The 26051-nt window shown below is 63.8% G+C and carries 20 protein-coding genes and 1 riboswitch; of the genes, 9 read left to right on the top strand and 11 right to left on the bottom strand.

Annotated elements, in window-relative coordinates; translation table 11 throughout:
* The 4 genes from ACIQUI_RS19900 to ACIQUI_RS19885 form a co-directional block, all read right to left on the bottom strand.
* Nucleotides 1-1218 (bottom strand): PucR family transcriptional regulator, encoded by a 1218-nt coding sequence (locus ACIQUI_RS19900; protein ID WP_403201904.1) that lies wholly within the window; start codon nt 1216-1218, stop codon nt 1-3.
* A complete protein-coding gene (gene codB / locus ACIQUI_RS19895) occupies nt 1215-2480 on the bottom strand; it encodes a cytosine permease (protein ID WP_403201903.1) in 1266 nt (421 codons plus the stop codon). Before codB ends, ACIQUI_RS19900 begins: the two co-directional genes overlap by 4 nt.
* Before the next feature lie 416 nt (nt 2481-2896).
* Nucleotides 2897-3559, bottom strand: coding sequence for a thiaminase II (gene tenA, locus ACIQUI_RS19890; RefSeq protein ID WP_403201902.1), 663 nt, complete (start codon nt 3557-3559; stop codon nt 2897-2899).
* The gene (locus ACIQUI_RS19885; RefSeq protein ID WP_403201901.1) at nt 3556-4203 is read right to left on the bottom strand and encodes a TenA family protein; all 648 of its coding nucleotides are present in this window, start codon (nt 4201-4203) and stop codon (nt 3556-3558) included. The genes tenA and ACIQUI_RS19885 overlap by 4 nt, the downstream gene beginning before the upstream one ends.
* Nucleotides 4204-4281: 78 nt before the next feature.
* Nucleotides 4282-4396: riboswitch (TPP riboswitch) on the bottom strand.
* Nucleotides 4397-4646: 250 nt separating this feature from the next.
* Here ACIQUI_RS19885 and ACIQUI_RS19880 point away from each other — a divergent pair.
* The 5 genes from ACIQUI_RS19880 to ACIQUI_RS19860 all read left to right on the top strand — a co-directional run bounded on the left by ACIQUI_RS19880 (nt 4647) and on the right by ACIQUI_RS19860 (nt 13530).
* Nucleotides 4647-8042 (top strand): Ig-like domain-containing protein, encoded by a 3396-nt coding sequence (locus ACIQUI_RS19880; RefSeq protein ID WP_403201899.1) that lies wholly within the window; start codon nt 4647-4649, stop codon nt 8040-8042.
* Between the two features lie 202 nt (nt 8043-8244).
* Entirely contained in the window at nt 8245-9228 is a 984-nt protein-coding gene (locus ACIQUI_RS19875; RefSeq protein WP_403201897.1) for an SCO family protein, read from the top strand.
* An 81-nt stretch (nt 9229-9309) separates the two neighbouring features.
* Entirely contained in the window at nt 9310-11637 is a 2328-nt protein-coding gene (locus tag ACIQUI_RS19870) for a putative bifunctional diguanylate cyclase/phosphodiesterase (RefSeq protein WP_403201895.1), read from the top strand.
* Nucleotides 11625-12497, top strand: coding sequence for a phosphate/phosphite/phosphonate ABC transporter substrate-binding protein (locus tag ACIQUI_RS19865; protein WP_403201892.1), 873 nt, complete (start codon nt 11625-11627; stop codon nt 12495-12497). Before ACIQUI_RS19870 ends, ACIQUI_RS19865 begins: the two co-directional genes overlap by 13 nt.
* 82 nt (nt 12498-12579) lie before the next feature.
* Nucleotides 12580-13530 carry a site-specific integrase gene (locus ACIQUI_RS19860; RefSeq protein WP_403201889.1) on the top strand — a complete coding sequence of 317 codons (951 nt, stop codon included), beginning with the start codon at nt 12580-12582 and terminating at the stop codon, nt 13528-13530.
* Here ACIQUI_RS19860 and ACIQUI_RS19855 read toward each other — a convergent pair.
* Nucleotides 13520-14506: an SMP-30/gluconolactonase/LRE family protein gene (locus ACIQUI_RS19855; protein ID WP_403201887.1), complete on the bottom strand. Its 987-nt coding sequence runs from the start codon at nt 14504-14506 to the stop codon at nt 13520-13522. The two genes, ACIQUI_RS19860 and ACIQUI_RS19855, sit on opposite strands and share 11 nt — an antisense overlap.
* Before the next feature lie 125 nt (nt 14507-14631).
* On the opposite strand from ACIQUI_RS19855, the gene ACIQUI_RS19850 reads away from it, so the two are divergent.
* Nucleotides 14632-15534 (top strand): LysR substrate-binding domain-containing protein, encoded by a 903-nt coding sequence (locus ACIQUI_RS19850; protein WP_403201884.1) that lies wholly within the window; start codon nt 14632-14634, stop codon nt 15532-15534.
* A 13-nt stretch (nt 15535-15547) separates the two neighbouring features.
* Here ACIQUI_RS19850 and ACIQUI_RS19845 read toward each other — a convergent pair whose 3' ends face one another.
* Together ACIQUI_RS19845 and ACIQUI_RS19840 are read right to left on the bottom strand one after the other, a co-directional pair.
* Nucleotides 15548-16696, bottom strand: a complete 1149-nt coding sequence (locus ACIQUI_RS19845) for a glycerate kinase (RefSeq protein ID WP_403201882.1) — start codon at nt 16694-16696, stop codon at nt 15548-15550.
* 222 nt (nt 16697-16918) lie between these two features.
* Entirely contained in the window at nt 16919-18016 is a 1098-nt protein-coding gene (locus ACIQUI_RS19840) for a sugar diacid recognition domain-containing protein (protein ID WP_403201879.1), read from the bottom strand.
* Nucleotides 18017-18179: 163 nt separating this feature from the next.
* Between ACIQUI_RS19840 and ACIQUI_RS19835 the strand changes: the two genes are divergently transcribed.
* The 3 genes from ACIQUI_RS19835 (at nt 18180) to ACIQUI_RS19825 (ending at nt 21912) form a co-directional block, all read left to right on the top strand.
* Complete coding sequence (locus ACIQUI_RS19835) at nt 18180-19508, top strand: MFS transporter (protein ID WP_403201877.1); 1329 nt, start codon at nt 18180-18182, stop codon at nt 19506-19508.
* Between the two features lie 80 nt (nt 19509-19588).
* Nucleotides 19589-20599 carry an aldo/keto reductase gene (locus ACIQUI_RS19830; protein WP_403201875.1) on the top strand — a complete coding sequence of 337 codons (1011 nt, stop codon included), beginning with the start codon at nt 19589-19591 and terminating at the stop codon, nt 20597-20599.
* A 215-nt stretch (nt 20600-20814) separates the two neighbouring features.
* Nucleotides 20815-21912: an alkene reductase gene (locus tag ACIQUI_RS19825; protein ID WP_403201873.1), complete on the top strand. Its 1098-nt coding sequence runs from the start codon at nt 20815-20817 to the stop codon at nt 21910-21912.
* Nucleotides 21913-22075: 163 nt separating this feature from the next.
* Here ACIQUI_RS19825 and ACIQUI_RS19820 read toward each other — a convergent pair whose 3' ends face one another.
* The 4 genes from ACIQUI_RS19820 to ACIQUI_RS19805 form a co-directional block, all read right to left on the bottom strand.
* The gene (locus tag ACIQUI_RS19820) at nt 22076-23056 is read right to left on the bottom strand and encodes an LLM class flavin-dependent oxidoreductase (protein WP_403201870.1); all 981 of its coding nucleotides are present in this window, start codon (nt 23054-23056) and stop codon (nt 22076-22078) included.
* Nucleotides 23057-23156: 100 nt separating this feature from the next.
* Nucleotides 23157-24068 carry a LysR substrate-binding domain-containing protein gene (locus ACIQUI_RS19815; RefSeq protein ID WP_403201867.1) on the bottom strand — a complete coding sequence of 304 codons (912 nt, stop codon included), beginning with the start codon at nt 24066-24068 and terminating at the stop codon, nt 23157-23159.
* A 188-nt stretch (nt 24069-24256) separates the two neighbouring features.
* Nucleotides 24257-24949 carry a TraX family protein gene (locus ACIQUI_RS19810; RefSeq protein WP_403201865.1) on the bottom strand — a complete coding sequence of 231 codons (693 nt, stop codon included), beginning with the start codon at nt 24947-24949 and terminating at the stop codon, nt 24257-24259.
* A 3-nt stretch (nt 24950-24952) separates the two neighbouring features.
* Nucleotides 24953-26029: a metal-dependent hydrolase gene (locus ACIQUI_RS19805; protein WP_403201862.1), complete on the bottom strand. Its 1077-nt coding sequence runs from the start codon at nt 26027-26029 to the stop codon at nt 24953-24955.
* Between the last annotated feature and the right edge of the window lie 22 nt (nt 26030-26051).

Here is a 26051-nt window from a genome sequence, read left to right as displayed (position 1 = left end):
TTACTCCTTGCCGTGGGCTTCGCTCATGCGCCATACCAGCATGGCGACCGAAGCATTCATGCGAAAAAGCGGGTCATCCAGGGACTGGCCGCTCAGTTGTTCGATGCGCTGGATGCGCTGATTGATGGTGTTGCGGTGCAGCCCCAGGCGCTGCGCAGCTTTAAGCCCATTGCCATTTTCCATGAGCAGCGCGTCGAGCGTGTGCACCAGGGCATTTGCCTGCTTGCGCCCGGGGGCGATCAGCGGGCCCAGGGTACGGCTGACGAAATCATCGATCAGCGAGCGGTCGACAATACCTTGCAACAGGCGCAGCACGCCCAGCTCGCTGTAGTTGCAGTATCCGTTGGCCGGGCGCAGGTGCTGCGCCACTTCCAACGCCTGGCGTGCCTCGCTGAGCGCCTGCCGGTAATGCGCGCAATCATCCGCCAGGCACGACAGGCCCATGAACAGGCTCAGCTCACCCGTCACGGCCTGCAACTGCCGATACAGGGTGGTCAATGCCTCGGGCAGGTCGTGCGCTTCGGCCAGTAGCACCACGAACAGGTCGCCCGGCAATTGCGCCGTTACGCTACCCGGCCGCTGACGGCACCAGGCGTCAAGGTGGTCTTCCAGGGCCTGGCGGGTAAGCTGCCAGCTACGCTCGCCCAGGGCCAGCCCGTGGCGCTCGAACAGGCCATCCACGCCCGACAGGCGCAAGGCCAGCAGGCGCCGCGGCTCATCCAGCGTCAATTGCAAATGCGCCGCCCGCTGCCGGGCAATCGCCAGGCTCGGGTAGTCGCCGGTGAGCAACTGGCCGAGGATATCGTTGCGCGAGCGGCGCACCTGGCTCATCTGCACCAGCGCCGTGCCGATCAGGTGGGTAACCACCACCATTTTCAGTGCATAGGGTTGCTCGATCAGCGGCAGGCCGAGGTGCTCGGCACGGGCAATCACGGCGGGCGGGATGGCCTGGATGAAACTGCCGCCCGTGAGGATGACCATGCCGGCAATGCCCACGGCGTCGCCGTCCTCCACCAGGCTCAGCAGGTTGGCCTCGCCACGCGGGTGGTTGATGCCGGTGACGAACACCAGCTCGCCGCCCATTACCCATTCAGCGATGCCTTCGTTTTCCGCCACATACGGCCAGCGCACCCGTCGCTGCAGGTTGCGCGCGCCGGCCCGCACGCGCATTTCGTGCAGGCCGGGCAAATGCAGGATCTCATCCAGCGCCAGGCTCACGGCTCGATGCCCGCCTGGCCCGGAGCCCGGCGGCGCTCGCCCAGCTCAAGCATCACCACATAGCACAACGCCGAGGCGCCGATGCCCACCAGCGGCGCAACCCAGGGCGAGGCATACGCCAGCAGCGCACCCACGGCATAGGCTATAAGCCCGTTCAGGTTGTAGCGAGGCAGGCTTACCGACGCCAGCGCCGGGTACTTGCCACGATGGCGGTACCAGAAATCGGCCATGATCACCCCACCCACCGGCGGAATGATCGAGCCCAGCAGCACCAGGAACGGGATCAGCATCTCGTACATGCCGCCGATCGCCAGTACAATGCCAACCCCCGCGGCCACCAGGGTTGCCGTGCGCCTGCGCTCGCTGCGCAACAAGTGGCAGGCGGCGGCCGACACGTTGTAGATGGTCGGCCCCTGTATGGTCCAAAGGTTCAGGCACAGCATCACCACTGCCGCAAACGACAGGCCTTGCAGCATCATCACTTCGACAATATCGGCCTGCTGGTAAACCATCGCGCACCAGGCGCCTGCCACCACCATCAGGCCGTTACCCAGCAAGAACGCCACGACGCTGGCGACTACCGCTACCCGGCCACTGCGCGCCAGACGTGTCCAGTTGGTGGCCTGGGTAGCACCACTGGCGAAGGTGCCGAAGACCATGGTCACTGCTGCCGAAAAGGTCAGGTTTTCATGCGGCACCACCGCCGCCAGCCCGGCAAGCCCACCGACATCGCGGGTGGCGATGTACATCGAAGCCACCAGCAGCACGAACATCAACGGCACCGACACGCGCGACAATACATCCAGGCCTTTGAAGCCGATGATGGCGGTGATGCTGAAGCCCAGGCCGAAGAACACCATCAACGGCACACTGAAGCCTTCCGCCAGCCCCAGCAGCTTGACCAGCACGATGGCCACGGTGGCCGTACCCCAGGCGTACCAGCCAAGCTCGGCAAACCCCAGCAGAAAGTCCGAAAGCCGGCTGCCGGCTTCGCCAAAACAGAAGCGCCCCATCAGCACCGTGTTCAGGCCACTGCGCGAGGCGATGAATGCCAGGGCAGCGGCATACAGGGCCAGCAGGCTGTTGCCGATGGTAGCCACCCACAACATGTCGACAAAATTGAAGGCCATGCCCAGCTTGCCACCGGCGAACATCGTGCCGGTGAAGAAGGTGAAGCTGAACAGGACCATGGCAATCGGCAGCAGGCCCTTGCGGGCAGACTGCGGGGCTTCGCTGAGGGGGAATTCGCTGGGTGAGCTCATTGCACGGGGCTCCGGGTTGTAGTTGGGAGCTGGAAGAGCAATATGCGGGCCGCTTTCTAGCGGGCCTGAGAGCACGTCAGGAACAGGCGCATGGCACTGCGCGTCATGTGCACAGTGAACATTAAAGCGCTGAAATGGCGAATTGAAAGTGTGGCCTGTGACTCGATTTGAAGCGCAAATGCACCAAAGCGGATCCGGATTGGGTAGTTGACACTCAGGCGGCAGAAGAACGCGGACGCTGTGGCAACTGGCTTGCTCAAAATCTGAAAACTGACGCGTTCCCTGTGGGAGCGGGCGCGCCCGCGAAGAATCCAACGCGTTGCATGGCACCGGCTGCGCCGGTGTTCGCGGGCAAGCCCGCTCCCACAGGGCACTGCTAAATCAGTAAGTCATGTGCGCTTCCACGCGGTGGAAGGTTACGCCCCGTCCAACCCCATCTGCCAGAAGTCCGCCTCCAGGCTGGACGCCTGCCCGAAAACCCCCACCAGTTCGGCGAAGCGCTGCTCGGTCATGCTGCGTGCCGCCAGCTCGTCCAGCTGCTTGCGCGCAGCTGCCGCCACGCCCTGGTAGCCTTCCCCGGCATACTCGCAAATCCACTCGCGGTAAGGGTGGTTGCTCAAGTCGCCAATCCGCTGCGCCAGTGCCTGGCCGATCTCGGCATAGCCGATCACGCAAGGCGCCAGTGCAACATGCAGCTCCAGCAGGTCGCCGGCTGCACCGCAGTCCAGCACATAGCGGGTATAGGCCACAGTGGCCTGGTGCTCGGGCGCGGCCTCGATATCCGCCTGGGTCAACCCCCAGCGCGCACACAGGCGCAAGTGCAACTCGGTTTCATCCAGAATCGCCGCCAGCGTGGCCTGGGCGGCGCGGATATCAGCCGGGCGACGGCTCTTGTAGGCCGCCAGCGCCCAGGCGCGGGCGAACTGGACAAGGAACAGGTAATCCTGCACCAGGTAAGTCCGGAAGGCGTCCTCGCTCAGCGTGCCCTCACCCATCTGCCGCACGAAGTCATGGTCGACATAACTGTTCCACTGTTGCGTGGCAGCGCTCTTCAGGCGTTCGAAGATATCCATGCTCATTGGCCCTCCGGGTAGACGGCGTCGAAGAAGGCCAGCTCCAGCGCGACGGTGCGCTGGTAGAAGTCACTGGCCAGTGCGGCTTGCTGCGGGCCAACGCGGTCCAGTTCGGCCTGCAGGAAGGCAACGAAGGCCTGGAAGGCCGGGTTGTCGTGCAGGGTTATCCACTCGGCATGGACGAAGTTGTCCGGCATGGGTTTGGGCGCCATCAGCGCCCAGTCCAGGTACAGGCCCTCGGCAACATTGAGTACCGCCAGCGCCGCCACATAGGAACGGGTGGCCGCTGCTTCGCGCATGATCGCCTTGAAACCTGCGGTTGGCGCCGTATCGGCCGGTTCACTGCGTTGCAGGGGGCTTACATCCAGCGCCTCGAAGGCGCGGAGGAAATAGGTGTTCTCGTCACTGCAGATCATCCCGGCAAAACGCCCGAAGCGCAGGCGCGCCTCGAAGGTGTCGGCCGTAGCGATCGCTGCACCCAGCAGGGTCAGGAAGCTGTCGAGGAAGCGGTGGTCCTGCACCAGGTAGTCGACCATGATCGGGTCCGGCAGGCTGCCGTCGCACAATTGGGTCACGAAGCGGTGGCCAACGGCCGCCGACCAGGTCGGCTCGCTTTGGCGGCGCAGGGACTGGCTGAAACGTTCGGTCATGTTGCTGTCCTTGATGAGGGTGACAGCGAGACCTTGGCAGTTGGCATGAACGGGCCTCGCAGTGAGGCCGGCAAAAAGGCAGGTAACAAGTCCCATCCCTTCGCCGGCATGATCCGGATCAGGTTCGAAGGGTCACCGCGCTGCAGCGTTCAGCGGTTTCTCAGCCCGTTGCCGGGCTCCCCTTGGTGGCGCTCAGGTATACCCCAGGGCGCTGGTGCTGTCACTACCCACTGCACCCAATCTGTGGGCAATGGGGGCCCGCAAGTGGGGAATCAGCCCCATTTTTGACGCCCCGTTATTTAGCGCGCATCAGACACCGCAAGGATTTGTTTAACAAAGTATTACTGAAAAAATTGTTGGCACAGCCGTTGCTCTGAGCCTTTTACCGGGCAAAACGCCATTGATGGCTTAGCGCCATAACGCCGCGAGCGAGGCATAAGGCAATGAAAACACCTGCCGTGATCCACCCAACCAGGCACGTATTCCAGCTGTCCTCCGTCACTGCGCTGATGCTCAGCCTCGGGCTGATCACGGCCATGGCCTCCTCCCTCGACGACAACAGCCCGCCGCCGCCCACCGACCAATCGGCCTATACCGACCAGCCCGCCGACCCAACGCCAGCGCTGCTCAACCTCAATACATTGCCCGAAGCCAATGAGGGCTCGTTGGAGCTGACCGATGGCGTATACGGTGACCGCAACACGGTGCGCACCGACAACGTGCTGCCGCCGGCCTTGCAAACCTCGGACCGATACCCCACCAATGGCAAGCCCAGCCCGCTATTCGGTGCGCAGCCGTTCACCCAGCAATTGTTGCTGTTCGAAGAGTTCGGCCCGGAAAAACTCGACCCTACCCTGCCACCGCCCAGCCTGACCTTCCCGGTTCCCACCTTGGGTGCTGCCCCGGCCCAGGACCCCAACGTCGTGGCGCGCAGCAGCCCCAGCGGCACCGCCCTGGAAGCCTTCCTCAAACAACCGGGCCTTTACCCGTTCCCGACCCAGTTTTCCAACGTGCTGGACCGCAACCCGTGGAAGGCGCAGATCGAGCTGTTCCTCAACCGCCAACCCGTCGGGTCTCCGGCTGAAGGCCGTCCACCAGGAAAGGGCTGGTCTCATCAGCGCTGGAACGAGTTTTACCCACAGACCGCGTTCAAGACCGCGCAGGCCGGCGCGCGCATCAACCAGGGCCTGCGCGACCGTAAACAATTGCACAACTATGCGGTCGGTGAGTTCGCCCCGGGCGGGCTGTACTACCAGACCTCCGACATTCCAACCACACTGGGCACCACCAAGGGCATCGACACCCGCTTCCACCCGAACATGCCCCTGCAGAACCACAAGTCACTGTGGACCTTCGACGGCACCTTCCCGGTCAAGCTGCTGATGGTGCGCTATGGCCAACCGGTGCTGATGCGGCACTACAACGCCCTGCCAATCGACCCTTCGGCCAACGGCGGCTTTGGCCTGCACACCATCTCGACCCATGAGCACAACGGCCATTCCCCGGCTGAGAGCGATGGCTTTGCCAACGCCTACTTCTTCCCTGGGCAATACTATGACTACCGTTGGCCGGTGCAGCTGGCAGGCTATGACACCATCAACACCCGTGCCCAGGACCCCCGGGCCGCGTTCCCCTGCTTCCCGGGTGAAACCCTGTTCGTCAACGACGGCTCACCTGGCCTGAAAACCTGCCAGAACGGCAGCATCAAGATTCGCGGTGACTGGCGTGAAACCATGAGTACCCACTGGTTCCACGACCACATGATGGATTTCACGGCGCAGAACGTCTACAAGGGCAACGCCGTGATGATGAACTACTACAGCGCCCTGGACCGCGGCAACGAAGCCCTCCAGGATGGCGTCAACCTGCGCTTCCCCAGCGGTTCGGGTATGCCGTGGGGTAACCGCGACTATGACGTCAACCTGGTGATGGCCGACAAGGCCTGGGATGCCAACGGCCAACTGTGGTTCAACCCGTTCAATACCGATGGCTTCCTTGGCGACCAGATGCTGGTCAACTGGCAATACCAGCCCAAGCTCAAGGTGCGTGCGCGCAGTTACCGCTTCCGTCTGCTCAACGGCTCGGTATCGCGCTACTTCAAATTTGCAGTCGTGCGTGCAATTGCCGGGAACAGCGGCGAATTCAAGGGGCCATCCGGTTCCAACGTGTCGTACGCGCGGGTGCCGTTCCACATGATTGCCAACGACGGCAACATCATGGAGCACGCCGTGCCATTCGACGGCACCATGGACCTCAATGGTGACGGCGACCTGCAGGACAACAATGGCATCCTGCCGCTGCAAGGCATCGCCGAGCGCTACGACATCATCATCAACTTCGCCAAGAACGGCATCAAGGTGGGCGACAAGCTGTACTTCGTCAACATTGAGGAACACCGCACCGGCAAGGGCCCGGAAGGCGCCATCTCGCTGGCCGATGTGCTGTCGGAAAAGTACAAGGCAGTAATCAAACAGACCAGCAAAGGCCCGCAATGGGATAAAGGCGACCCGCTGGTGGGCAAGTTCCTGCAATTGATCGTGCAGCCCTACAGCGGCCAGGATGTGAGCATGGACCCGGTCGCCTACGAGCCGGCCAAACCGGGCAAGGCCGTAGGCCTGAAAATGCTGCCGCTGGCCATTGACCGCAACTCGGCCGCCGACCAGGCCAAGATCAAGGATGCCCGCCACCGCGAGTTCATCTTTGGCCGCTCTGACGGCACCGATACCACCCCCTGGACCATCAAGACCGACGGCGGCTTTGGCTACAGCATGGACCCACGGCGTATCAGTGCGGCGCCGCAACTGGCCAACCAGTCCACCGATGCCGGCTTCAGCGGCGACGGCACCCTGGAAGTGTGGAAGATCAAGAACGGTGGCAACGGCTGGAGCCACCCGGTGCATGTGCACTTCGAGGAAGGCGTGATCCTCAGCCGCGACGGCAAGGCGCCACCAGAGTGGGAAAAATGGGCGCGCAAGGACGTCTACCGCATCGGGCCGGATGCCGATTCGTCGGAAGAAGTCGAAATGGCCATCCGCTTCCGCGAGTTCGCCGGTACCTACATGGAGCACTGCCACAATACCCAGCATGAGGACTCGTCGATGCTGCTGCGCTGGGACATTGAACACCCAGGGCAGTTCCAGGTGATGCCGACCCCGCTGCCAGGTTGGGATGGCGTGCAGTACATGGCCTCGGTGGGCCTGCCAACCTTCCGCACCAAAGCCAGGGACGACAACGACGACGCGGCCAACAAGCCTCCGGTGGCGGCCAACGACAGCGCGGCAACCACCGCTGGCAAGCCGATCACCCTGAACGTGCTGGCCAACGACACCGACCCGGAAGGCAACCTGCCGTTGACGGTCGTCGGCTTGACCCAACCGGACTCTGGCCAGGGTAGCGCCAGCACCAACGGCACCACGGTGACCTACACCCCACCGGACACCGTCGCCACGCCGTTCACCGCCAGCTTCAACTACACGGCGCGCGATGCCAAAGGGGCCGAGTCGGTGAACCCGGCCACGGTCAGCATCGCGGTGAGCCAGGCGGCAGCGGTCGACCAGATCCAGGTCACCAGTGCCACGGTACAGGTGCGCAGCGGCAACCGCTTCACCTGGGACATACAGGGGACCACCACGGTGGCCACAGGCAACAGCATCAGTGCGGCTGTAGCAACCACCGGTGGCCCGGTAAGCCTGGGCAATGCCACGCTGACCCCCGCTACCACCGGGGCCCGCTGGCGGGTGTCTGTAACCACCACCGGCTTCGGCCCGGCCACACCGGCGACGGTCACCGTGAAATCGACGCTGGGGCAAACGGTGACAGCGCCAGTCAAATACCAGTAAGCGCAAAAAGCGGGGGCCGCTCTGCGGCCCTTCGCCGGCAAGCCAGCTCCCACAAGGATTGCACCAGCTTCAGCAATTGTTACAAGACAGTTGCTGCACAGGATGGAGCCTGTCATGAGGCTGACGCGGTCGAGGTGGGAGCTGGCTTGCCGGCGATGGGGTGCGCAGCAGCCCCAATCAGCCAAACATCGAGGACCGTATCATGCCCGGCTCATGGCGTTTGCTTCTGGTGCTGGCGTTATTTGCCGCCAGCATTCCGTTCTGGCCACTCCAGCCGCAGCAACCGGTGGCTGAAGAAGCTGAAACACCCTGGGGCGCCGACTACTTCCCCAACATCCCCCTGCTCACCCAGGACGGCAAGAACGTGCATTTCTTCGACGACCTGATCAAGGACAAAGTGGTCGCCATCAACTTCATCTTTACCGGCTGCACGGACTCCTGCCCAGTGGAAACCGCACGCCTGCGCCAGGTGCAGAAGATACTTGGCGACCGGGTCGGCAAGGACATCTTCCTCTACTCCATCAGCATCGACCCCTACAACGACACGCCTGCAACACTGAAGCGTTACGCCGAAAAATTCGCCATCGGCCCAGGCTGGACCCTGCTCACCGGCGAACCTGACGACATCGAGCGGTTACGCCGTAGCCTGGGGCTGTGGATCGACGGTCTGGAAAACGGCCGCTCCAAAGATCACAACCTGAGCCTGATCATCGGCAACCAGGCCACCGGCCGCTGGATGAAGGCCTCGCCCTTCGAAAGCCCTTACATCCTGGCCGACCGCCTGGGCAACAGCCTGCACAACTGGAAGCAGGCCAGCGCCATGAACAATGACTACGCCCAGGCCCCCGAAGTGCGCCCGCCAAGCAGTGGCGAGCAGATCTTCCGCACCCGCTGCTCATCCTGCCACACCCTGGGCAACATGGAGCCGGGGCAACCCGCGATCGGCCCTGACCTGCTGGGTGTCACGCGCCAGCGCGATGCCAACTGGCTGACCCGCTGGTTGAAGGAACCCGACCGCATGCTGGCAGAAAAGGACCCCTTGGCCATGCTGCTTTACGAGCAATACAACCGCCTGGCCATGCCCAACATGCGCCTGGGCGATGCTGAAGTCAGCGCATTGATGAGCTACATCGAAGAAGAAACCGCGCGCGTGCAGGCACCCTTGGCAGATACGGGAAATCCTTAAAGGCAATTTGATATCAGTCATCAGCCTGTCATCTCATTGTCGTATTTTTCGACCATCACCCAGGGTCGGGAAACAACAGAAGTGATTCGCCGTTCGCTTTCATCCGCCAGCCTGCTGCGGCTGCTGATCCTGATGCTTTGTGCAGCCACCCTGGCCTTTCTCTGGGGGCTGCACATTACCCAGAAAACCGCCGCCCGCCAGGATGCGCTGTCGGCCAAGGCCACCGAGCACCTGAACCTGGCCAGTATCGTCGGGGAAAGCCTGCGCCAGCTGGTCGACCGCGCCCAGGCCGTGGGCCGGGTTACCAAGGACGACATGAAGGTCCTGCGCCAGGGCAACTTCAGCCTTGCGCGGATACTGGCCGAAGACCCGGTGTTCAAGCGCATGAGCCTGTACGACCGGCAAGGCCGGTTGCTGTCGGCCAGCCATGCGGACGAGGCCAAGGTACTGCCCGAAGACTGGTTGCAGCAGTTGCAAAGGCACGTTGCCCACTATGGTTTCAAGCCCTTGCTGCCCCGCGTGCAACCGCCCGACCAGCCGGCCACCCTGCCAAACTGGCGCCTGCCCTTTCTGCTGCCATTGACCGACCTGCCCGGCCGCGATATCGACAATATCCTTGTGGTGCAGTTGGACATCGGCTACCTGGCGGTGCTGTTCCAGCATATCGACCTGGGCAGCAGCGGGCTGGTACGCCTGCTGCAGGATGACGGCCTGGAACGGCTGCGCATAGACACCAGCGGTGTGGTGGTGGCCGGCGATGCATTGCTCCCCGGGCTGCCGGATACCGGCAACGCTGCCGGCGTACTGACCCAGTACGCAGCCGGTGATGCTTACCAGAGCCTGTACCGCCATGTGCCGGAGCGTGGGTTCAGCGTGGTGGTCAGCCAGCGACAGGATGAAATCCTCGCGCCATCGACGTTGGCCTATTCGCGGCAGTTCTGGCTGAACCTGAGCATGACGCTGATGATTCTCGCCAGCCTGGTGTGGACATTGCGCCTGCTGCGCAAGCGCCAGGAAGCGTTCTGCGCACTGGAGCAGGCCCAGCAGGTAAACCAGCAGCTTATCGGCCGCCTTGAAGACGAGCACCGACGCAGCAGCCACGCCGCCGCCACCGACCACCTCAGTGGGCTGCACAACCGCCGCCAGTTTGTCGAGGTGGCAAGCCAGGCGCTAACCAGCCAGCGTGGCAAGCGCCGGTTGATGGCCATCCTGTTCATCGACATGGACCGCTTCAAGTCAATCAACGACTCGCTCGGGCACAAGATCGGCGACTTGTTGCTGCAGGCCGTGGCTGGGCGTATCCAGCGTCTGCTGGAGCCCGGTGACGAAGCCTCGCGCTTTGGCGGCGACGAGTTCGTTGTGCTGCTGGCCGGCGAGCGCAGCGAGGACCAGATAAACGCCTGGGTCCGGGAACTGGTGCAGCGTTTGTCCGCCACCTATGCCCTGGACGGCCAGGAGGTCAACACCAGCCCCAGCGTGGGTGTGAGCATCTGCCCACGTGACGGCCAGGACATCGACAGCCTGATACGCAGTGCCGATGCCGCGATGTATTCGGCCAAGCAGGCCGGGCGGGCCCAGTACCGCTTCTTCGACCCCTCGCTCAACCTGGCGGATATCCAGGCTTTCACCCTTGAACAGGCTTTTGGCAGCGCGCTGGCCGAGCGCCAGTTCGTGCTGCATTACCAGCCGCAGATCCGCCTGGATACCCAGCAAGTGCTGGGCTACGAGGCGCTGGTGCGCTGGGACCACCCCGAGTTCGGCCTGCTGTACCCGGACCGCTTCATCGACCTGGCCGAGCGCAGCGGCTTCATTGTCGACCTGGGCTGGGAGGTGCTACGCCTGGCCTGTGAGGCCTTGTCGGGCTGGGACAGCCAAGGCCGGGAAACGCGCCTGGCCGTCAATGTCTCGGCCCTGCAACTGCGCCAGGGCGACTTCGCTACCCGCCTGCTGGGCGAGTTGCAACGCTATGCAATAGCCCCGCAGCGGCTGGAGCTGGAAATTACCGAAACCACCATCCTCGACCCCGAAGGTACGGCGGTGGAGCACCTACATACCCTGCGCCGCGCTGGCCTGGGTATCAGCCTGGATGACTTCGGCCGTGGCTACGCGGGCTTTGCGCACCTGCATTCGTTGCCACTGAGCAAATTGAAGATCGACCGCTCGCTGATCGCGCCGCTGTCCAACAGCCCAGACGACAGCCCGATCGTGTCGTCCACCATCATCCTGGCCAAACGCCTGGGCCTGGAAGTGGTCGCCGAAGGGGTGGAAACACGCGAGCAGGTGGTGTGCCTGAAGCTCGCCGGCTGTGATATCGCCCAGGGCTACCACTTCAGCCGGCCGTTGTCGCCCGCACAGCTAGACGCTTACCCGCCCTTCAACGGCATCGAGGAAAAGTCATGCGTGTATTGAAAACGCTGGCATGGCTGCTGCTGGCCAACGCGTCGGCCAATGCCGCTCTGGCCGATTGCACACCCCACAGCTTGCGCCTGGCTGTCATACCGATCAAAAGCCCCGAAGACATGGCACGTGAGCACCAACCTTTGCTGCAACGGCTGAGCCAGGCCGCTGGCGTACCCGTAGAGCTGGTGATTGCAGCCTCTTACGAAAGCGTGGTGGATGCGATTGTTTCCGGCGGCGCGGACATCGCCCGCCTTGGCCCGGCATCGTACGTGCTGGCCCACCGTCGCGACCCCCGTGTCGAGCCGTTTGCCACCTTCACCTTGAGTGCCGGCCCCTATACCCCGGCTGGCAGCCATTACCAGGCGTTGCTGCTGACACGCGGTGACAGCCCAGACAGTATCGAGGCGCTGCGCGGCAGGCGCGTAGCCCTGAGCGATCCGGCAAGCACTTCGGGTAGCCTGGTACCCAATGTGGAGTTTGCCGCCAGGGTGGGCATGCCGTTGTCGCAGTTCTTTGGTGCGCTGGTGTATGCCGGCAATCACGACAAGGCCCTGGAAGCGCTACTGGAGGGTCGGGTTGATGCGGCATTCGTCGCCAGCGAGCGCACCGATGCCTACCTGGCCCGGCATGCCATCGGGCCGACAAAGCTAAAGGCGCAGTGGCGTTCGCAGCCCATCTACTATGACCCGTATGTGTTCAGTGCCAGCCTGTGCCCGGCGCTGAAAAACCGTATTCGCAAAGCCATGCTCGATGAGCCGCAGGCCCTCGCGGCGTTTGTCAGTTCGCAGGATGCCAGTGGCCTGGTACCGGTGAGTGCCGCCGAATATGCGCCGTTGCAAAAAATGATGGATTCATTACCGGTACGCTAACCCCGGCACGAGCGGCCGTGCAGGCATGCATTACCGGTCATTTCGGTTTATCGTGTGGCCATCACCCACCGACACCCGCACCATGACCGATATCGAGCGCTACCTACGCGCCGCCACCCGTGACAACACCCGGCGCAGTTACCAGGCCGCCATCGAGCACTTCGAAACCCACTGGGGCGGGTTTCTCCCGGCCACTGCCGAAAGTATTGCCCGCTACCTGGCCGACCACGCTGATCAACACGCAGTCAGCACCTTGCGCCAGCGGCTCGCTGCGCTCAGCCAATGGCACGTCGCCCAAGGCTTCCCTGACCCGACCAAAGCGCCGCTGGTGCGCCAGGTGCTACGGGGTATCCGTACCCTGCACCCGACGCCGCCCAAACAGGCTGCTCCGCTGCTGCTGCAACACCTGCAAACCGCCGTGGCCTGTTTTGAAGAAGAAGCCCGCCAGGCCCGTGAACACCATGACCTGGCCGCGCTGCGCCGGGCCCGGCGCGACTGTGCGCTGTTGTTGCTGGGGTTCTGGCGTGGTTTTCGCGGTGATGAACTGGCGCGCCTGCGCGTCGAGCATATCCAGGCTGAAGCCGGTGTTGGCATTACCTTGTTCCTGCCGCGCAGCAAGGGCGACCGTGAAGCCCTGGGGGTGCAACACCGCACCCCTGCTCTCAAGGCCCTGTGCCCGGTCACTGCCTACCTGCAATGGCTCGAAGTTGCCGGTATTGCCCACGGGCCGGTGTTCCGCAAACTCGACCGTTGGGGCAACCTCGGTGATGCGGCACTGAACAGCAACAGCCTGGTCGGCCTGCTGCGGCGCATGCTGGAGCGCGCCAGTGTGCCGGCAGCCCTGTATACCGGTCATTCGCTGCGTCGCGGGTTCGCCACCTGGGCCACGGCCAACGGCTGGGAACTGAAGTCACTGATGAGCTATGTGGGCTGGAAAGATGCCAAGTCGGCCTTGCGCTATATCGACTCGGCTCAGCGTTTTGGCGAGTTGGCGGTGTTGCCCGCCAGCCAGGCCCCGCTGCTCATTCCTTGAAACAGTGCCGCGCGACACCGCCAAATTCCGGGCGTATGGCATACAGGTCGCCGGCATCCGGGTAGTGGTGCAGGTCTTCAGCACTCATGCCGAAGCGCGCGGTGCTGATGTACAAGGTGTTCATCCCGGCCCCGCCAAAACAGCAGCTGGTGGGGCTGGGTACCGGCATCAGCACCTGATCTGTCAGTCGGCCGTGGCGGTCAAAGCGTAACAGACAGCTGCCGTTGTACTGGCATACCCACAGCCCGCCCTCGCGATCCAGTGCCAGGCCATCCGGGCGCCCGAGTTCGGCGGGGGTTTCGGCGAACAGCGTGACCGCACCAAGGCGGCCCTCCAGCAGGTACTCGGCACGGTAGATCGAGCGAGCTGCCGAATCCACGAAGTACACCGTTTGCCCATCCTGCGACCAGGCAATGCCGGTGGGTAGCGCCAGGTCGTCATGGATCACCTGGTCGCTCAACTGCCCGTCAAAGCGGAACAGCGCGCCGCTATTGCCGCTTGGGGCTTCGTCCATCAACCCGGTGACGAAGCGGCCTTGAGGGTCGCAGGCGCCGTCATTGAAGCGGTAGGTTGCCCGGGGGTGCACTGATGCCGAGTGCTGGCGTACCTTGCGTGCCTGCGTGTCGAATACGCCCACGCTGGCATCCTCGGTGAAAATCAGGTTGCCCTGGTTGGTCAAGGCCAAGGCGCCGATCCGCGCAGCGGACTCGTAGAGGGTCTGCAGTTCGCCGCCAGGCGTCAGGCAGTTGATGCGCCCGCCAGAGATATCGACAAAGTACAGCACGCTGCTGCGTTCATCCCAGACCAGGCTCTCACCCAGATCGGCCCGCGTGCTGGCGACTTTGACGGGCACGTAGCTGCATGCCTTCAGGCAACTCCAGCGTTCGGTCAGCGTTGCGGCATAAGGCAAGCCCAGGCCCTGTGCGGCACCAGCGGTGGCCGCAACGTTGGTGTGGAATGGGTCTGTAACGGGCATTTCAGGCTACCTTCAATTCTCCTTTTTACGATAACAACAAAAATTTCAATGACTTAATATTAAAAGCATGCAACTTTGATATCTCATGGATATCACCGGCGATTGCCGTGCTTAAGGAATGCTGGATGATCGAGACACGTTTGCTCCGGCAGTTCATTGCCGTGGCCGAAGAGCTGCACTTTCACAAGGCCGCCGAGCGCCTGCACATGGCGCAACCGCCCCTTAGCCAGGCCATCAACCGCCTTGAGGAAAAGCTCGGCTTCAGCTTGTTCCTGCGCAACAAGCGCGGTGTGCGGCTGACAGAGGCGGGCTCGGCCTTTCTCGAAACGGCTTACCGTACGTTGGCCGAGCTGGAAAAGGGCATCGAGTACGCACGCAGCGTGTCTGCTGGTGTCAGCGGCAAGCTGACCATCACGGCGATTTCCATCGCCTACTACGACTCACTGCTCAACAGCCTGCGGCGCTTTCGCGAGACTTACCCCAACGTGCAGTTGAGTATTCGCGAAATGCCGTCGGCCACGCAGGCCAAGGCGTTGCTGGCCGGTGAGGCGGATATCGGCTTCATGCGCAGGTTGCCGCTGCCAGCTGGCACGCTTGAGTCCCGACGGCTGCTTGATGAGCCGATTGTCATGGCCCTGCCTGCCGGGCATGCGAAAGGCGCGCAGGGCGAAGTCGACCTGCGCGACTTTGCCAATGAGGACTTCGTCTTCACCCCGCAAGCATTGGGTGGTGGCTACCACGCGCAATTGATTGCATTGTGCGAGTCGGCCGGTTTCTACCCCAACGTGGTCCAGGAAGCCGCGCAGATCCATACCTTGCTGGGCCTGGTGGCCTGTGGTTTTGGCGTGGCCCTGGTGCCGGCTTCGTTTGCCGCTTCCGCCCCGCACCAACGGGTGCAGTTCTGCGCGATCCGGCCGCTGGATGAACAACCGGTGCCTGGCATCGGCTTGTACATGAAATGGAGCGCCCAGAATGCTTCCCCGGCATTGGCCAATTTCATCGCCATGTTTGAACTGGCCCATGATTGACAGTGCTCGGCGATCAACCTGCCGGGACCTGCTTCGCACTGCGCCATAACCGACCAATGTCACACGCCCGGGCCTGCAGCAGCTCGGCAGCATCGGCGCACGCCTGCTCCAGGCTCATCGGCCCGCTGGCCAGTGCAAAGGCGGCGTCCACCCCATGCGCGTACAGTTGCTGGTAACCCTCACCCAAGGTCCCGGCCAGCACCACCACCGGTACCCCATGGCGTTTGGCAACCCGGGCCACGCCCATCGGCGTCTTGCCCCGCAGTGTCTGGGCATCGAAGCGCCCTTCGCCGGTCACCACCAGGCCTGCGCCCTGCACCAAGGCATCCAGGCCGGCGAGTTCCGCCACCACTTCCACGCCGGGGCGGAACTGCGCGCCCATGAATGCCCGGGCGGCAAAGCCCATTCCACCGGCAGCACCGCTACCCGGGTAGTTGCGCACATCCTCACCCAGCAGTTGCGCACAATGGTCGGCAAACCGCCCCAGCGCCTGGTCCAGCGCCTGCACCTGCTGCGGGTTGGCCCCCTTCTGTGGGCCGAAGATTGCCGATGCGCCGTTAGCCCCGCACAGCGGGTTGTCGACGTCAGCTGCCACTTCGAACTGTACTTCGGCAAGCCGCGGGTCGAGGTTGCTGGCGTCGATGTGGGCCAGCCTGGACAGGGCCAGGCCACCCTCTTCCAGCGCTTGCCCGTCAGCGTCCAGCAGGCGCAGGCCCAGTGCCCGCAACATGCCGCTGCCAGCATCGTTGGTGGCACTGCCGCCAATGGCCAGCACTACCCGCTGCGCGCCGGCGGCCAGGGCAGCGGCAATCAGTTCGCCGGTTCCCCAGGTGCTGCTGCGGCAGGCGTCGCGCTGGCCTGCCGGTACCAGTTGCAGGCCGCTGGCCTGGGCCATTTCGATGATTGCCGTGCGACTTTGCGGCAACCAGCCCCAGCCGGCCTCGACGCTATGCCCCAACGGCCCACGCACGGTCTGGCGGCGCAGTTCGCCGTGGCTGGCGGCCAGGATTGCCTCCATGGTGCCTTCGCCACCGTCGGCCATCGGGCACTCGACCAGCTCCGCGTCCGGCCACGCCTCGCCCAGGCCCGCAGCGATGGCGCGAGCGACACCCGCAGCGTCGAGGCTGTCCTTGAACGAGTCGGGGGCAATGACGATCTTCATGGGAATTCTCCTGTCCTGATGAGCGGCATGCTGACAGTTGTTTGCCAAGGGAGCCTCGGTCAAATGCACAAAACCCCGAGTGGGTTGTTTGGGCAGATGCCTTTCGCCTGTTGCGGCCCTATCGCCGGCAAGCCAGCTCCCACAGGTACAACACAGGCCTGAGGGCAGCATTCATCCTGTGGGAGCTGGCTTGCCGGCGATAGGGCCGCAACAGGGAGCGCTTCAGTCTGCAGGCAACAGCTGCAACCCCAGGTACAAGCTAAGCATGCCTTCCATACGCAGCGGGTCGACCTCGCCCAGTTCGGCAATCCGCTCCAGCCGGTAGCGCAGGCTGTTACGGTGGATGCCCAAGGCATCGGCACACGCCTGGCTCTGGCCGTCATGGGCACACCACGCACGCAAGGTGGTGAGCAACTGGCCGCTGTTGTCCTTGGCACGAATGCGTTGCAGTGGCTCCAGCAGCTCATCCAGTGCGTCATCGTTGCGGTGGCGCCACAGCAGCGCTGGCAGCCGGTAGCGCTGCAGGCTGAGCAAACGTTCGCCAGGCAACACCTCGCGCCCATAGGCCAGCAAGTCACGAACCCGGCGGTAGCCACGGCGCAACTGTTCAAGGCTTTGTGCGGCACTGCCCAGGGCCAGCCGCTCCACTTGCCAGCCGTGACGATGCAGGCGTTCCAGCAGGCGTGGCTCGTCCAGCGCCACACTGGCCGGGCGGCACCACAGCAACGACTGGCGGGCCGGGCTGACACACCAGCTGTCCGGGTAGCGGCTCATCAACCACGTTGACAGTGCCTCGGCCGCTGGCCCCGAGGCCAGTTCGAACAGGCACGGTACACGCGGCAGCTGCGGCTTGAGGCCCAGTTGCCGGGCTTCATCAAGCAGGCGGGGGGAATCACCGCTGCCACCCAGCAACAGGGCCAGCAGGTCATCACAACGTTGCCGTCGCCATTGCTGGTCAGCCTGCAAATGGCGCTGGGCCAGCAGCATCTCGGCGGTCATGCGTACCAGTTCGCCATACGTACGCACCTGCTGCGGGTCACCAGTCAGGCCAAGCACGCCCATCAGCCGGCCATCGAGCATCAGTGGCAGGTTGACCCCGGGCTGCACGCCCTTCAGGCATTTGGCCGCGTCCACGTCCAGTTCGACAATGCGCCCGTTGGCCAGTACCAGTTGCGCGCCCTCGTGCCGGGTATTGATGCGTTCCGGCTCGCCGCTGCCCAGGATCAACCCCTGGCTGTCCATGACGTTGACGTTGCACGGCAGAATGGCCATTGCCCGGTCAACGATATCCTGTGCCAGGTCATGGTCGAGTTCGAACATTGCAGGGTCCTTAGGGTGTTAGGCTATTGGGCCCGAGCACAGCAGCCCGGCCCAGGCACTGTGCAAAAGCACAAAGACAGGCACGCCGCAGTCCCCGAGACTCGTCAGGGCGAGCGCCGGCACAGGCGACGCGGAGACAACCATAACAAAAGAGAACCCGATCATGGCACACAGCCCCGCCCTTGACCAAGGCACGGACACCACCCGCAACGCGCTCTACCGGCGCATTACACTGCGGCTGATTCCGTTCATTTTCATCTGCTACCTGTTCAACTACCTGGACCGCGTCAACGTCGGCTTTGCCAAGCTACAGATGCTCGACGCCCTCAAATTCAGCGAAACGGTGTACGGCCTGGGTGCCGGCATCTTCTTCATTGGCTACGTACTTTGCGGCCTGCCGAGCAACCTGGCGCTCAACCGCTTTGGCCCGCGTCGCTGGATCGCGCTGATGATGATCGCCTGGGGCAGTTTGTCCACCTGCCTGCTGTTCGTCACCACTCCTACCGAGTTCTACACCCTGCGCCTGCTGACCGGCGCCGCCGAAGCCGGCTTTTTCCCGGGTGTGGTGCTGTACCTTTCGCGCTGGTTCCCGGCCGCCCGTCGCGGGCGCATCATGGCCCTGTTCATGTCGGCGATCCCGGTATCGGGCCTGCTTGGCGGGCCGTTCTCCGGCTGGATCCTCCAGCACTTCGCCGCCGGGCAGCATGGCCTGGCCGGCTGGCAATGGATGTTCCTGATCCAGGGCCTGCCGACAGTTGCCCTGGGTATACTGGCGGTGTTCCTGCTGAGCGATGGCTACCAGAAGGCGGCCTGGCTCAACCCGGCTGAACGCCAGTTGATCGCCGCCGACCTGGAGGCCGACGCTGCGAGCAAGCCGACCACCGCCGGCGATGGTGTACTCGCCGTGTTGACCAACCCGCTGATCTGGACCTTCGGCTTCGTCTACTTCTGCATCCAGAGCGGTGTGTATGCGATCAACTTCTGGCTGCCGTCGATCATCAAGAACATGGGCTTCGACAACCCGCTGCTGATCGGCTGGCTCAGCGCCATTCCGTACCTGCTGGCCGGTGTGTTCATGATTCTCTGCGGCCGCTCGGCCGACCTGCGCAACGAGCGCCGCTGGCACCTTGTAGTGCCGATGCTGATGGGCGCCATCGGTCTGCTGATCGCGGTCAACTTTGCCGGCAACCCGACCATCGCCATTCTCGGCCTGTCGATTGCCACCATGGGCGCCCTCACCGGCCTGCCGATGTTCTGGCCGATGCCCACCGCACTGCTTAGTGCCGGTGCTGCTGTCGCGGGCCTTGCGATCATCAACTCGGTAGGCCAGATGGCCGGCTTCCTCAGCCCGTACCTGGTCGGGTTCATCAAGGACCAGACCGGCTCGACTGACGCCGCGTTGTATTCGCTGGCGGCGCTGATCGTGCTGGGTAGCCTGGTGGCCTTGCGTGTGACGCGGGCTGCTGCGCTGGGTACTGTACGGGCCAGTTGAGCCCATTTGCGGGGCGCCTTTCAATGCGCCCCGGTTGTGTGTAAAACAGGTAGATCAGCCGACTGCAAAAGGACACGCGCATGATCTACCGCCCCCTCGGCCACAGTGGCCTGCAGGTTTCCGCCCTCACCCTGGGCAGCATGATGTTTGGCGAGCAGACCAGCACCGAAGACGCCCTGCGCATCATCGACAAAGCCTGGGACCAGGGCATCAACTTCATCGACACGGCCGACGTTTACAACGCCGGGCGGTCGGAAGAAATCGTCGGGGAAGCGGTGGCCCGCCATCGTCATGACTGGGTCGTCGCCAGCAAGGTCGGCTTTGGCCCGGCCGATGGCCTGCCCAACCGCAGCGGGTTGTCGCGCAAGCATGTCTTCAATGCCCTGGAAGCCACGCTGACACGCATGGGCATGGACTATCTGGACATCTACTACCTTCACCGCGAAGACCACAAAGTGCCGCTGGAGGAGACCGTGCAGGCCATTGGCGACCTGCTGCGCCAAGGCAAGATCCGTTACTGGGGCGTGTCCAACTTCCGCGGCTGGCGCATTGCCGAGGTGTGCCACATTGCCGAGCGCCTGGGCGTGCCCAGGCCGGTGGTAAGCCAGCCGTTGTACAACATCGTCAACCGCCAGGCCGAGCCGGAGCAGCTCACTGCTGCCGCCGCACACGGGCTTGGCGTGGTGCCCTTCAGCCCACTGGCCCGTGGCGTGCTCAGTGGCAAGTATGCGCCGGGGGCCGTGCCCGATGCCGGCAGCCGCGCCGGGCGCCAGGACAAGCGCATCATGGAGGTGGAATGGCGCCAGGAGTCGTTGGCCATCGCCCGGCAGATCCAGGCCTATGTCGAGGCCAAGGGGGTGGGAATCGTCGAATTTGCCATTGCCTGGGTGCTGAACAACCAGCTGGTCACTTCGGCGATTGTTGGGCCGCGGACCGAGGAGCAGTGGGACACCTATGGCGGCGCATTGGCGGTGCAGATCACTACGGAGGATGAGGCTTTCATCGACTCCCTGGTGACACCGGGGCATGCGTCGACACCTGGGTTCAATGATGTGGCGCATTATGTGAGTGGGCGAGTGGCCCGCAGCTAAGGGTTTGCTGAGCTGGCCCTTTCGCGGGCTTGCCCGCTCCCACAGGATCTCTACTGACTCAGGGCTTGTGCTGTACCTGTGGGAGCGGGCAAGCCCGCGAAGGTGCCGGCACAGGAAAGCACCATTGGGGAGCCGAACGCCGGGCTCCCGGTCCCCCCTTTCCCCAATCATGTCGGTATCGTGCGCACCATTGGTTTTCCACCTCTGGAGCTGCAATGAAACTCTTCCAACCCCTGCAAGTCGGTCCGCTAACCCTGCCCAACCGCGTGTTCATGGCCCCCCTCACCCGCCTGCGCAGCCTGGAGCCGGGCGACGTGCCGACGACCATGATGGCCGAGTACTACCGCCAACGGGCCAGCGCTGGCCTGATCATCACCGAAGCGACCCAGATCTCGTTCCAGGCCAAGGGTTATTCCGGCTCGCCCGGCATTCACAGCCCCGAGCAGATCGCCGCCTGGAAGCACATCAACCAAGGCATCCACGCCGAAGGTGGCCACAGCGCCGTGCAGGTGTGGCACACCGGTCGGGTTTCTCACACCACCTTGCAACCTGGTGGGGAAGCACCGGTTGCGCCCTCGGCACTGCCAGCGGGTGCCCGCACTACCCTGCGTGACGAGGGCGGCAACCTGGTACGCGTAGAAACCTCCACCCCACGTGCACTGAGCGAGGCGGAAATCGCCGGTATCGTTGCCGACTTCGGCCAGGCAGCCGTCAACGCCCGTGAAGCCGGCTTCGACTTCATCGAGCTGCACGCTGCCCACGGCTACTTGCTGCACCAGTTCCTGACCCCGAGCGCCAACGTGCGTGAAGACCGCTACGGCGGCAGCATCGAGAACCGGGCGCGCATCGTGCTTGAGGCTGTGGATGCGGCGATTGCCAACTGGAGTGCCGAACGCGTGGGTATCCGTGTATTCCCGCTAGGCGGCTTCAACGGCGTGGATAATGGCGAGGACCAGGAAGCTGCCGGCCTGTACCTGATCCGCGAACTGGCCAAGCGCAACCTGGCTTACCTGCACCTGTCCGAGCCGGACTGGGCCGGTGGCAAGCCGCTACGTGATGAATTCCGCGAGGCGATCCGCGCCGCTTATCCGGGTGTGATCATCGCAGCAGGGGCTTACACCGCCGAGAAAGGCGAAGACCTGATCGGGCGTGGGCTGATCGACGCCGTGGCGTTCGGGCGCAGCTTCATTGCCAACCCGGACCTGGTGGAGCGGCTGCGGTTGCAGGCGCCGTTGAACGAGCACCGGGCGCAGTTCGACTATGCCAATGGGCCTGAGGGGTATACGGATTATCCGTTCCTGAAGCGCGCTTGATGCAAAAACGGGAGCTCATGAGGGCTCCCGTTTTTTTATGCCTGTACCACCCCTTCGCGGGTGAATCGGACCGCCGCCCCGCCGCTCCCACAGGGGCAGTGCTTACCTCTAAGCAAGCGCAATACTTGTGGGAGCGGCTTCAGCCGCGAAGAGGCCGGTAGCGTTAACCCAGCTCAGCCAAGGCCTGCGCCGCATAGGCATGCGACCGCTGCCGCGCCAGCGAGTCATGGATGCGGCAGTCGATCATCAGCTCATCCGCCCCTGTTTGCTCGATCAACGAGCGCAGGCCTTCCCTGACCCGGTGCGGCCCACCCGCCACCGTGCAGGCCATTACTTGCTCAAGCACTGCCCGCTCATGCGCTGGCAGGTTGTCCACATAACCTTCCTGCGGCTTTGGCAACAAGCCGAAACGCCCGACATGCAGGTCCAGCATCCACTTGCGATGGGAACTGGCCAGGTAATCCGCCTCGGCATCGCTGGCGGCGGCGAACAGGTTCATGCCAACCATCACATACGGCTTGGCCAATTGTGCCGAAGGCTGGAAGTTGGCGCGGTAATGGGCAATCGCCTGCAGCAGGAAACGTGGGGCGAAGTGCGAGGCAAAGGCATAGGGCAGCCCCAGCTTCGCTGCCAGGTCGGCGCCGAACAGGCTGGAACCGAGGATCCACAGCGGTACATCGTGTGCGCCCGGCACGCCCCGCACCCGGCGGTTGCCATTGTCGGCCAGGTAATCGCGCAGTTCGGCGATGTCCTGGCTGAAGTCACGCTCCGGCGCGGCGCCGCGCAGCGCACGCACAGTGGGCCCGGAGGTACCTGGTGCGCGCCCCAGGCCCAGGTCGATGCGGCCCGGGTGCAACGTGTCGAGGGTGCCAAATTGCTCGGCAACCACCAGCGGTGCGTGGTTGGGCAGCATGATGCCGCCGGCACCCACGCGGATATGCCGGGTGGCGTTGGCGACTTCGTTGATGACCAGCGAGGTAGCCGCCGAGCCGATGCCCGGCATGTCGTGGTGCTCGGCAATCCAGTAGCGGCTGTAGTGCTGTTGCTCGACATGGCGGGCGAGTTGGCGGGATTCTTCGATCGCGTCGGCGAAGGTTTTGCCTTCACCGATCATGACCAGATCCAGAACAGACAGAGCAGTCATGGGGTCTCCAGAGGGTTTACCAGTGGCTGCCAGTTTCCCTGCTGCGCCGCCAGTGATAAACCCGGTTTCAGGCCCGGCATAGGGGCCTGACAGTCCCCAATCAGGATTCCCAAGGCACGCCCGATTCCCAACTGTCCACCAGCAAGTCGATGAACCCACGCACCCGTGGGGACAGGTGGCGTTTGCTTGGGTAAACGATGCGAATCGGGTCTGCCGGTGGCCGGTAGGCTTGCAGCACTTCCACCAGGGTGCCGGCGCGCAGGTCATCACCGGTGATGTAGGTGGGCAGGTGGATCAGCCCGAAACCGGCCCGGGCACCGTCAAGCATGGCCTCGGAACTGTCGATGTTCAGCCGCCCGGGGTCTTCGCACAGGTGCAGGCCGGCTTCGCTGTGAAAGCGCCAGGGCATGGCCTTCTCGCCGGCGAGGAAGGCGATTTTGTCGTGGCCGTAGAGGTCACCTGGCACCTGCGGCACGCCACGCGCCTCGAGGTACGCGGGTGAAGCACAGGTAACGAACTGCTGCCAGGCCACGGTGCGGGTCAGCAGCTGTGAATCCTCTTTGGGTGCACCGATGCGCACGGCAACGTCGACGCCCTCCTCGACCAGGTCGACGAAGCGGTCGGTGAAGCGGATGTCTGCGCGCAATTCGGGCCATTGCTTGAGGTACTGGTCGAGGATGGGCAGCACATGGCGCTGGCCCAGTGACAGCGGCGCAGTCAGGCGCAGGGTGCCGGTGGGTTTGCCCCGGCGCTGGGCCATGGTGCTTTCGACCTCGTCGAGGTCATCCAGAATCTGCCGCCAGCGCTCGAATGCCACCAGGCCTTCGTCGGTCAGGCTCAGCTTGCGCGTGGTGCGGTTGAGCAGGCGCACGGCCATGCGTGCTTCCAGGCGGGCGATGCTCTTGCCAACCGCCGAACGGGTCAGGCCCAGGCTGGCAGCGGCAGCGGTGAAGCTACCGGCCTTCGCGGCGCTGACGAAGGCGGCGATGTCGCCGAAGCGGTTGGGTTCCATGGGTAGATCCTGAAGCGGGTAAACCGCTGTAAATGGGTATGGACTCTTCAAATTCAAGCTGGGGCTGCTTTGCAGCCCTTCGCGGGCTCGCCCGCTCCCACTGGGTTTGCATTGAATTCAAGGCTGGTGCTGTACCTGTGGGAGCGGGCGAGCCCGCGAAGGGCCGCAACGCGGCCCCAGTTACTGCATCAGGACAGCACCTTGATCACCAGCAAATGCACCGGATAGAACAGGTAGCCCCAGCGCCTCACCGGCGGCACCTGCCAATCATCATGCCGCAACAGCAGCAACCCGACCGGAATCGCCAGGCCGGCAGCAACCAGTGTCAGCACGGTGAACGGTGCCAACAGATGCTCGCGCAACCAGCTGTTGGTCAAATTCCCGCCCATGGCCAACAGGCAGGGCAGCAGCCAGGCAAGCCCACGCTGGCGGCGCGCCATCAACCACGCCGCCGGCAGCAATACGCCTGGCAAGCCGTACATCAACTGCTCGCTGAACCCCCAGCCGACCAGCAGGCCTGCAAGCCCCAGCACACGCGCCGATAGCAAAGGATGATGCACTGCCCAGGCAACTACCAACCCCAGCACCAGCGTCGGCATCACGCTGAAAGTCTGCGCGCCACTGTCCAGCCAACGATATGCAGGCTCCGACAGCAGCGTGAAAAGCAGCATCAGCCCCAGGTAGCGCACGTTACCCCGGGTATACAGCACCCCGGCCCTGGCGCGCCCCACATTGACTGCAATCGCCAGGCAGAACAGTGGAAACGCCAACCGGCCAAGCACGAACAGGCCATCAGCTTCAGGCCACAGGAAGCGCAAGTGGTCGGCAACCATGGTCAACATCGCCGTCCACTTGACCAGGTCCAGCCCCGCCGAGCGCATGCCTCAACGCCCGCGCTCGATGGGGCCTGCCCCAAGGTAGCGTTCGGTCCACACGGCCAGCGGCAAAGGTGGTTGCTGTTCGATGATGCGCCGCCAGATCAGCACAAGGTCAGCGCCACTGAACATCGAGCCGGGCCCTGCGCCTTTGAACATGGAAGGCACATCGACAATCCAGTGCCCCTGGCTGTCACGGTGGGCCATGTTGAAACGGAAGGTGTAGTTGCCCGGGATGCCCATGCGCAGGTCGGTGACCACCAGCGCATCGCCCACCTGGTCGTAGCGCAGCCAGTCATCGGTAAACCAGCGCAGGCGCTGGTGCAAAGGGTCACCTTCCAGCGCCTTCGCCAACTCCAGGTTACGCGGCAAGCGCTGCATCTCTGGCGCCTGCCGGTCAAGCCCGCTGCTGATGCCTTCGTAGTAATCGCCATCCGGGGTCTTGGCCAATACCCGCCAGACCAGGCTGTTGAACGCGAGCGGCACCGCGCGGACCTCGCTGGCGACGATCCCTTGCTGGTCGAGCGCCGCCTGGAACCGTTGCTCCGCCGCCATGCGCCCGGCCAGCCCGAAACCCAGGTAGCAGGTGCTGAACGCCAAGGCCAGGGTCAGCAGCCGCGTAGCCCTGCCGGTCACGCCCTTGAGGCTCGTGTAGGCAACCGCTGCCAGCAGCGGCAAGGTGTAGACCGGGTCGATGATGAACACCGCTGCCCAGCTTTGTGGAATGCCCTGCAAAGGCCAGAACAACTGCGTGCCATACACCGTGAAAGCATCGAGCAAAGGGTGGGTAACCAGTACCAGCCAGAACGCCATGAACAGCCTCGGCAAGGTGTAACCCTTGCCAGGCCAGCATTTGTTGACCAACCAGGCCAGCAGCAGGGCCAGCCCGGTGAGCACGAACAGCGAGTGGGAGAAGCCGCGGTGGTAAGTCATCTGCGACACCGGGTCGGCGTAGCGGATGATCACATCCAGGTCGGGCAGCGTGCCCAGTGCCGCGCCATACAACAAGGCGCGACGGCCCTGAATGCGACCAAGCACGGTACCTTGCAGGGCTGCGCCGAGTACGGCCTGAGTGATCGAGTCCAAGGGTGGCATTCCTGAAAATGTG

The organism is Pseudomonas sp. NPDC090592 (assembly GCF_044769185.1).
GTDB lineage: Bacteria > Pseudomonadota > Gammaproteobacteria > Pseudomonadales > Pseudomonadaceae > Aquipseudomonas.
The sequence above is the reverse complement of the archived record's forward strand: the minus strand, read 5'-3'. Positions and strand labels throughout refer to the sequence as shown.

Coding starts and splice junctions, on each gene's coding strand:
- ACIQUI_RS19875 (WP_403201897.1), top strand. CDS start 8,245: ATGCCCGGCTCATGGCGTTTGCTTCTGGTGCTGGCGTTATTTGCCGCC.
- tenA (WP_403201902.1), bottom strand. CDS start 3,559: ATGAGCATGGATATCTTCGAACGCCTGAAGAGCGCTGCCACGCAACAG.
- ACIQUI_RS19820 (WP_403201870.1), bottom strand. CDS start 23,056: ATGACTGCTCTGTCTGTTCTGGATCTGGTCATGATCGGTGAAGGCAAA.
- ACIQUI_RS19860 (WP_403201889.1), top strand. CDS start 12,580: ATGACCGATATCGAGCGCTACCTACGCGCCGCCACCCGTGACAACACC.
- ACIQUI_RS19815 (WP_403201867.1), bottom strand. CDS start 24,068: ATGGAACCCAACCGCTTCGGCGACATCGCCGCCTTCGTCAGCGCCGCG.
- ACIQUI_RS19850 (WP_403201884.1), top strand. CDS start 14,632: ATGATCGAGACACGTTTGCTCCGGCAGTTCATTGCCGTGGCCGAAGAG.
- ACIQUI_RS19835 (WP_403201877.1), top strand. CDS start 18,180: ATGGCACACAGCCCCGCCCTTGACCAAGGCACGGACACCACCCGCAAC.
- ACIQUI_RS19865 (WP_403201892.1), top strand. CDS start 11,625: ATGCGTGTATTGAAAACGCTGGCATGGCTGCTGCTGGCCAACGCGTCG.
- ACIQUI_RS19845 (WP_403201882.1), bottom strand. CDS start 16,696: ATGAAGATCGTCATTGCCCCCGACTCGTTCAAGGACAGCCTCGACGCT.
- ACIQUI_RS19840 (WP_403201879.1), bottom strand. CDS start 18,016: ATGTTCGAACTCGACCATGACCTGGCACAGGATATCGTTGACCGGGCA.
- ACIQUI_RS19810 (WP_403201865.1), bottom strand. CDS start 24,949: ATGCGCTCGGCGGGGCTGGACCTGGTCAAGTGGACGGCGATGTTGACC.
- codB (WP_403201903.1), bottom strand. CDS start 2,480: ATGAGCTCACCCAGCGAATTCCCCCTCAGCGAAGCCCCGCAGTCTGCC.
- ACIQUI_RS19825 (WP_403201873.1), top strand. CDS start 20,815: ATGAAACTCTTCCAACCCCTGCAAGTCGGTCCGCTAACCCTGCCCAAC.
- ACIQUI_RS19885 (WP_403201901.1), bottom strand. CDS start 4,203: ATGACCGAACGTTTCAGCCAGTCCCTGCGCCGCCAAAGCGAGCCGACC.
- ACIQUI_RS19830 (WP_403201875.1), top strand. CDS start 19,589: ATGATCTACCGCCCCCTCGGCCACAGTGGCCTGCAGGTTTCCGCCCTC.
- ACIQUI_RS19855 (WP_403201887.1), bottom strand. CDS start 14,506: ATGCCCGTTACAGACCCATTCCACACCAACGTTGCGGCCACCGCTGGT.
- ACIQUI_RS19880 (WP_403201899.1), top strand. CDS start 4,647: ATGAAAACACCTGCCGTGATCCACCCAACCAGGCACGTATTCCAGCTG.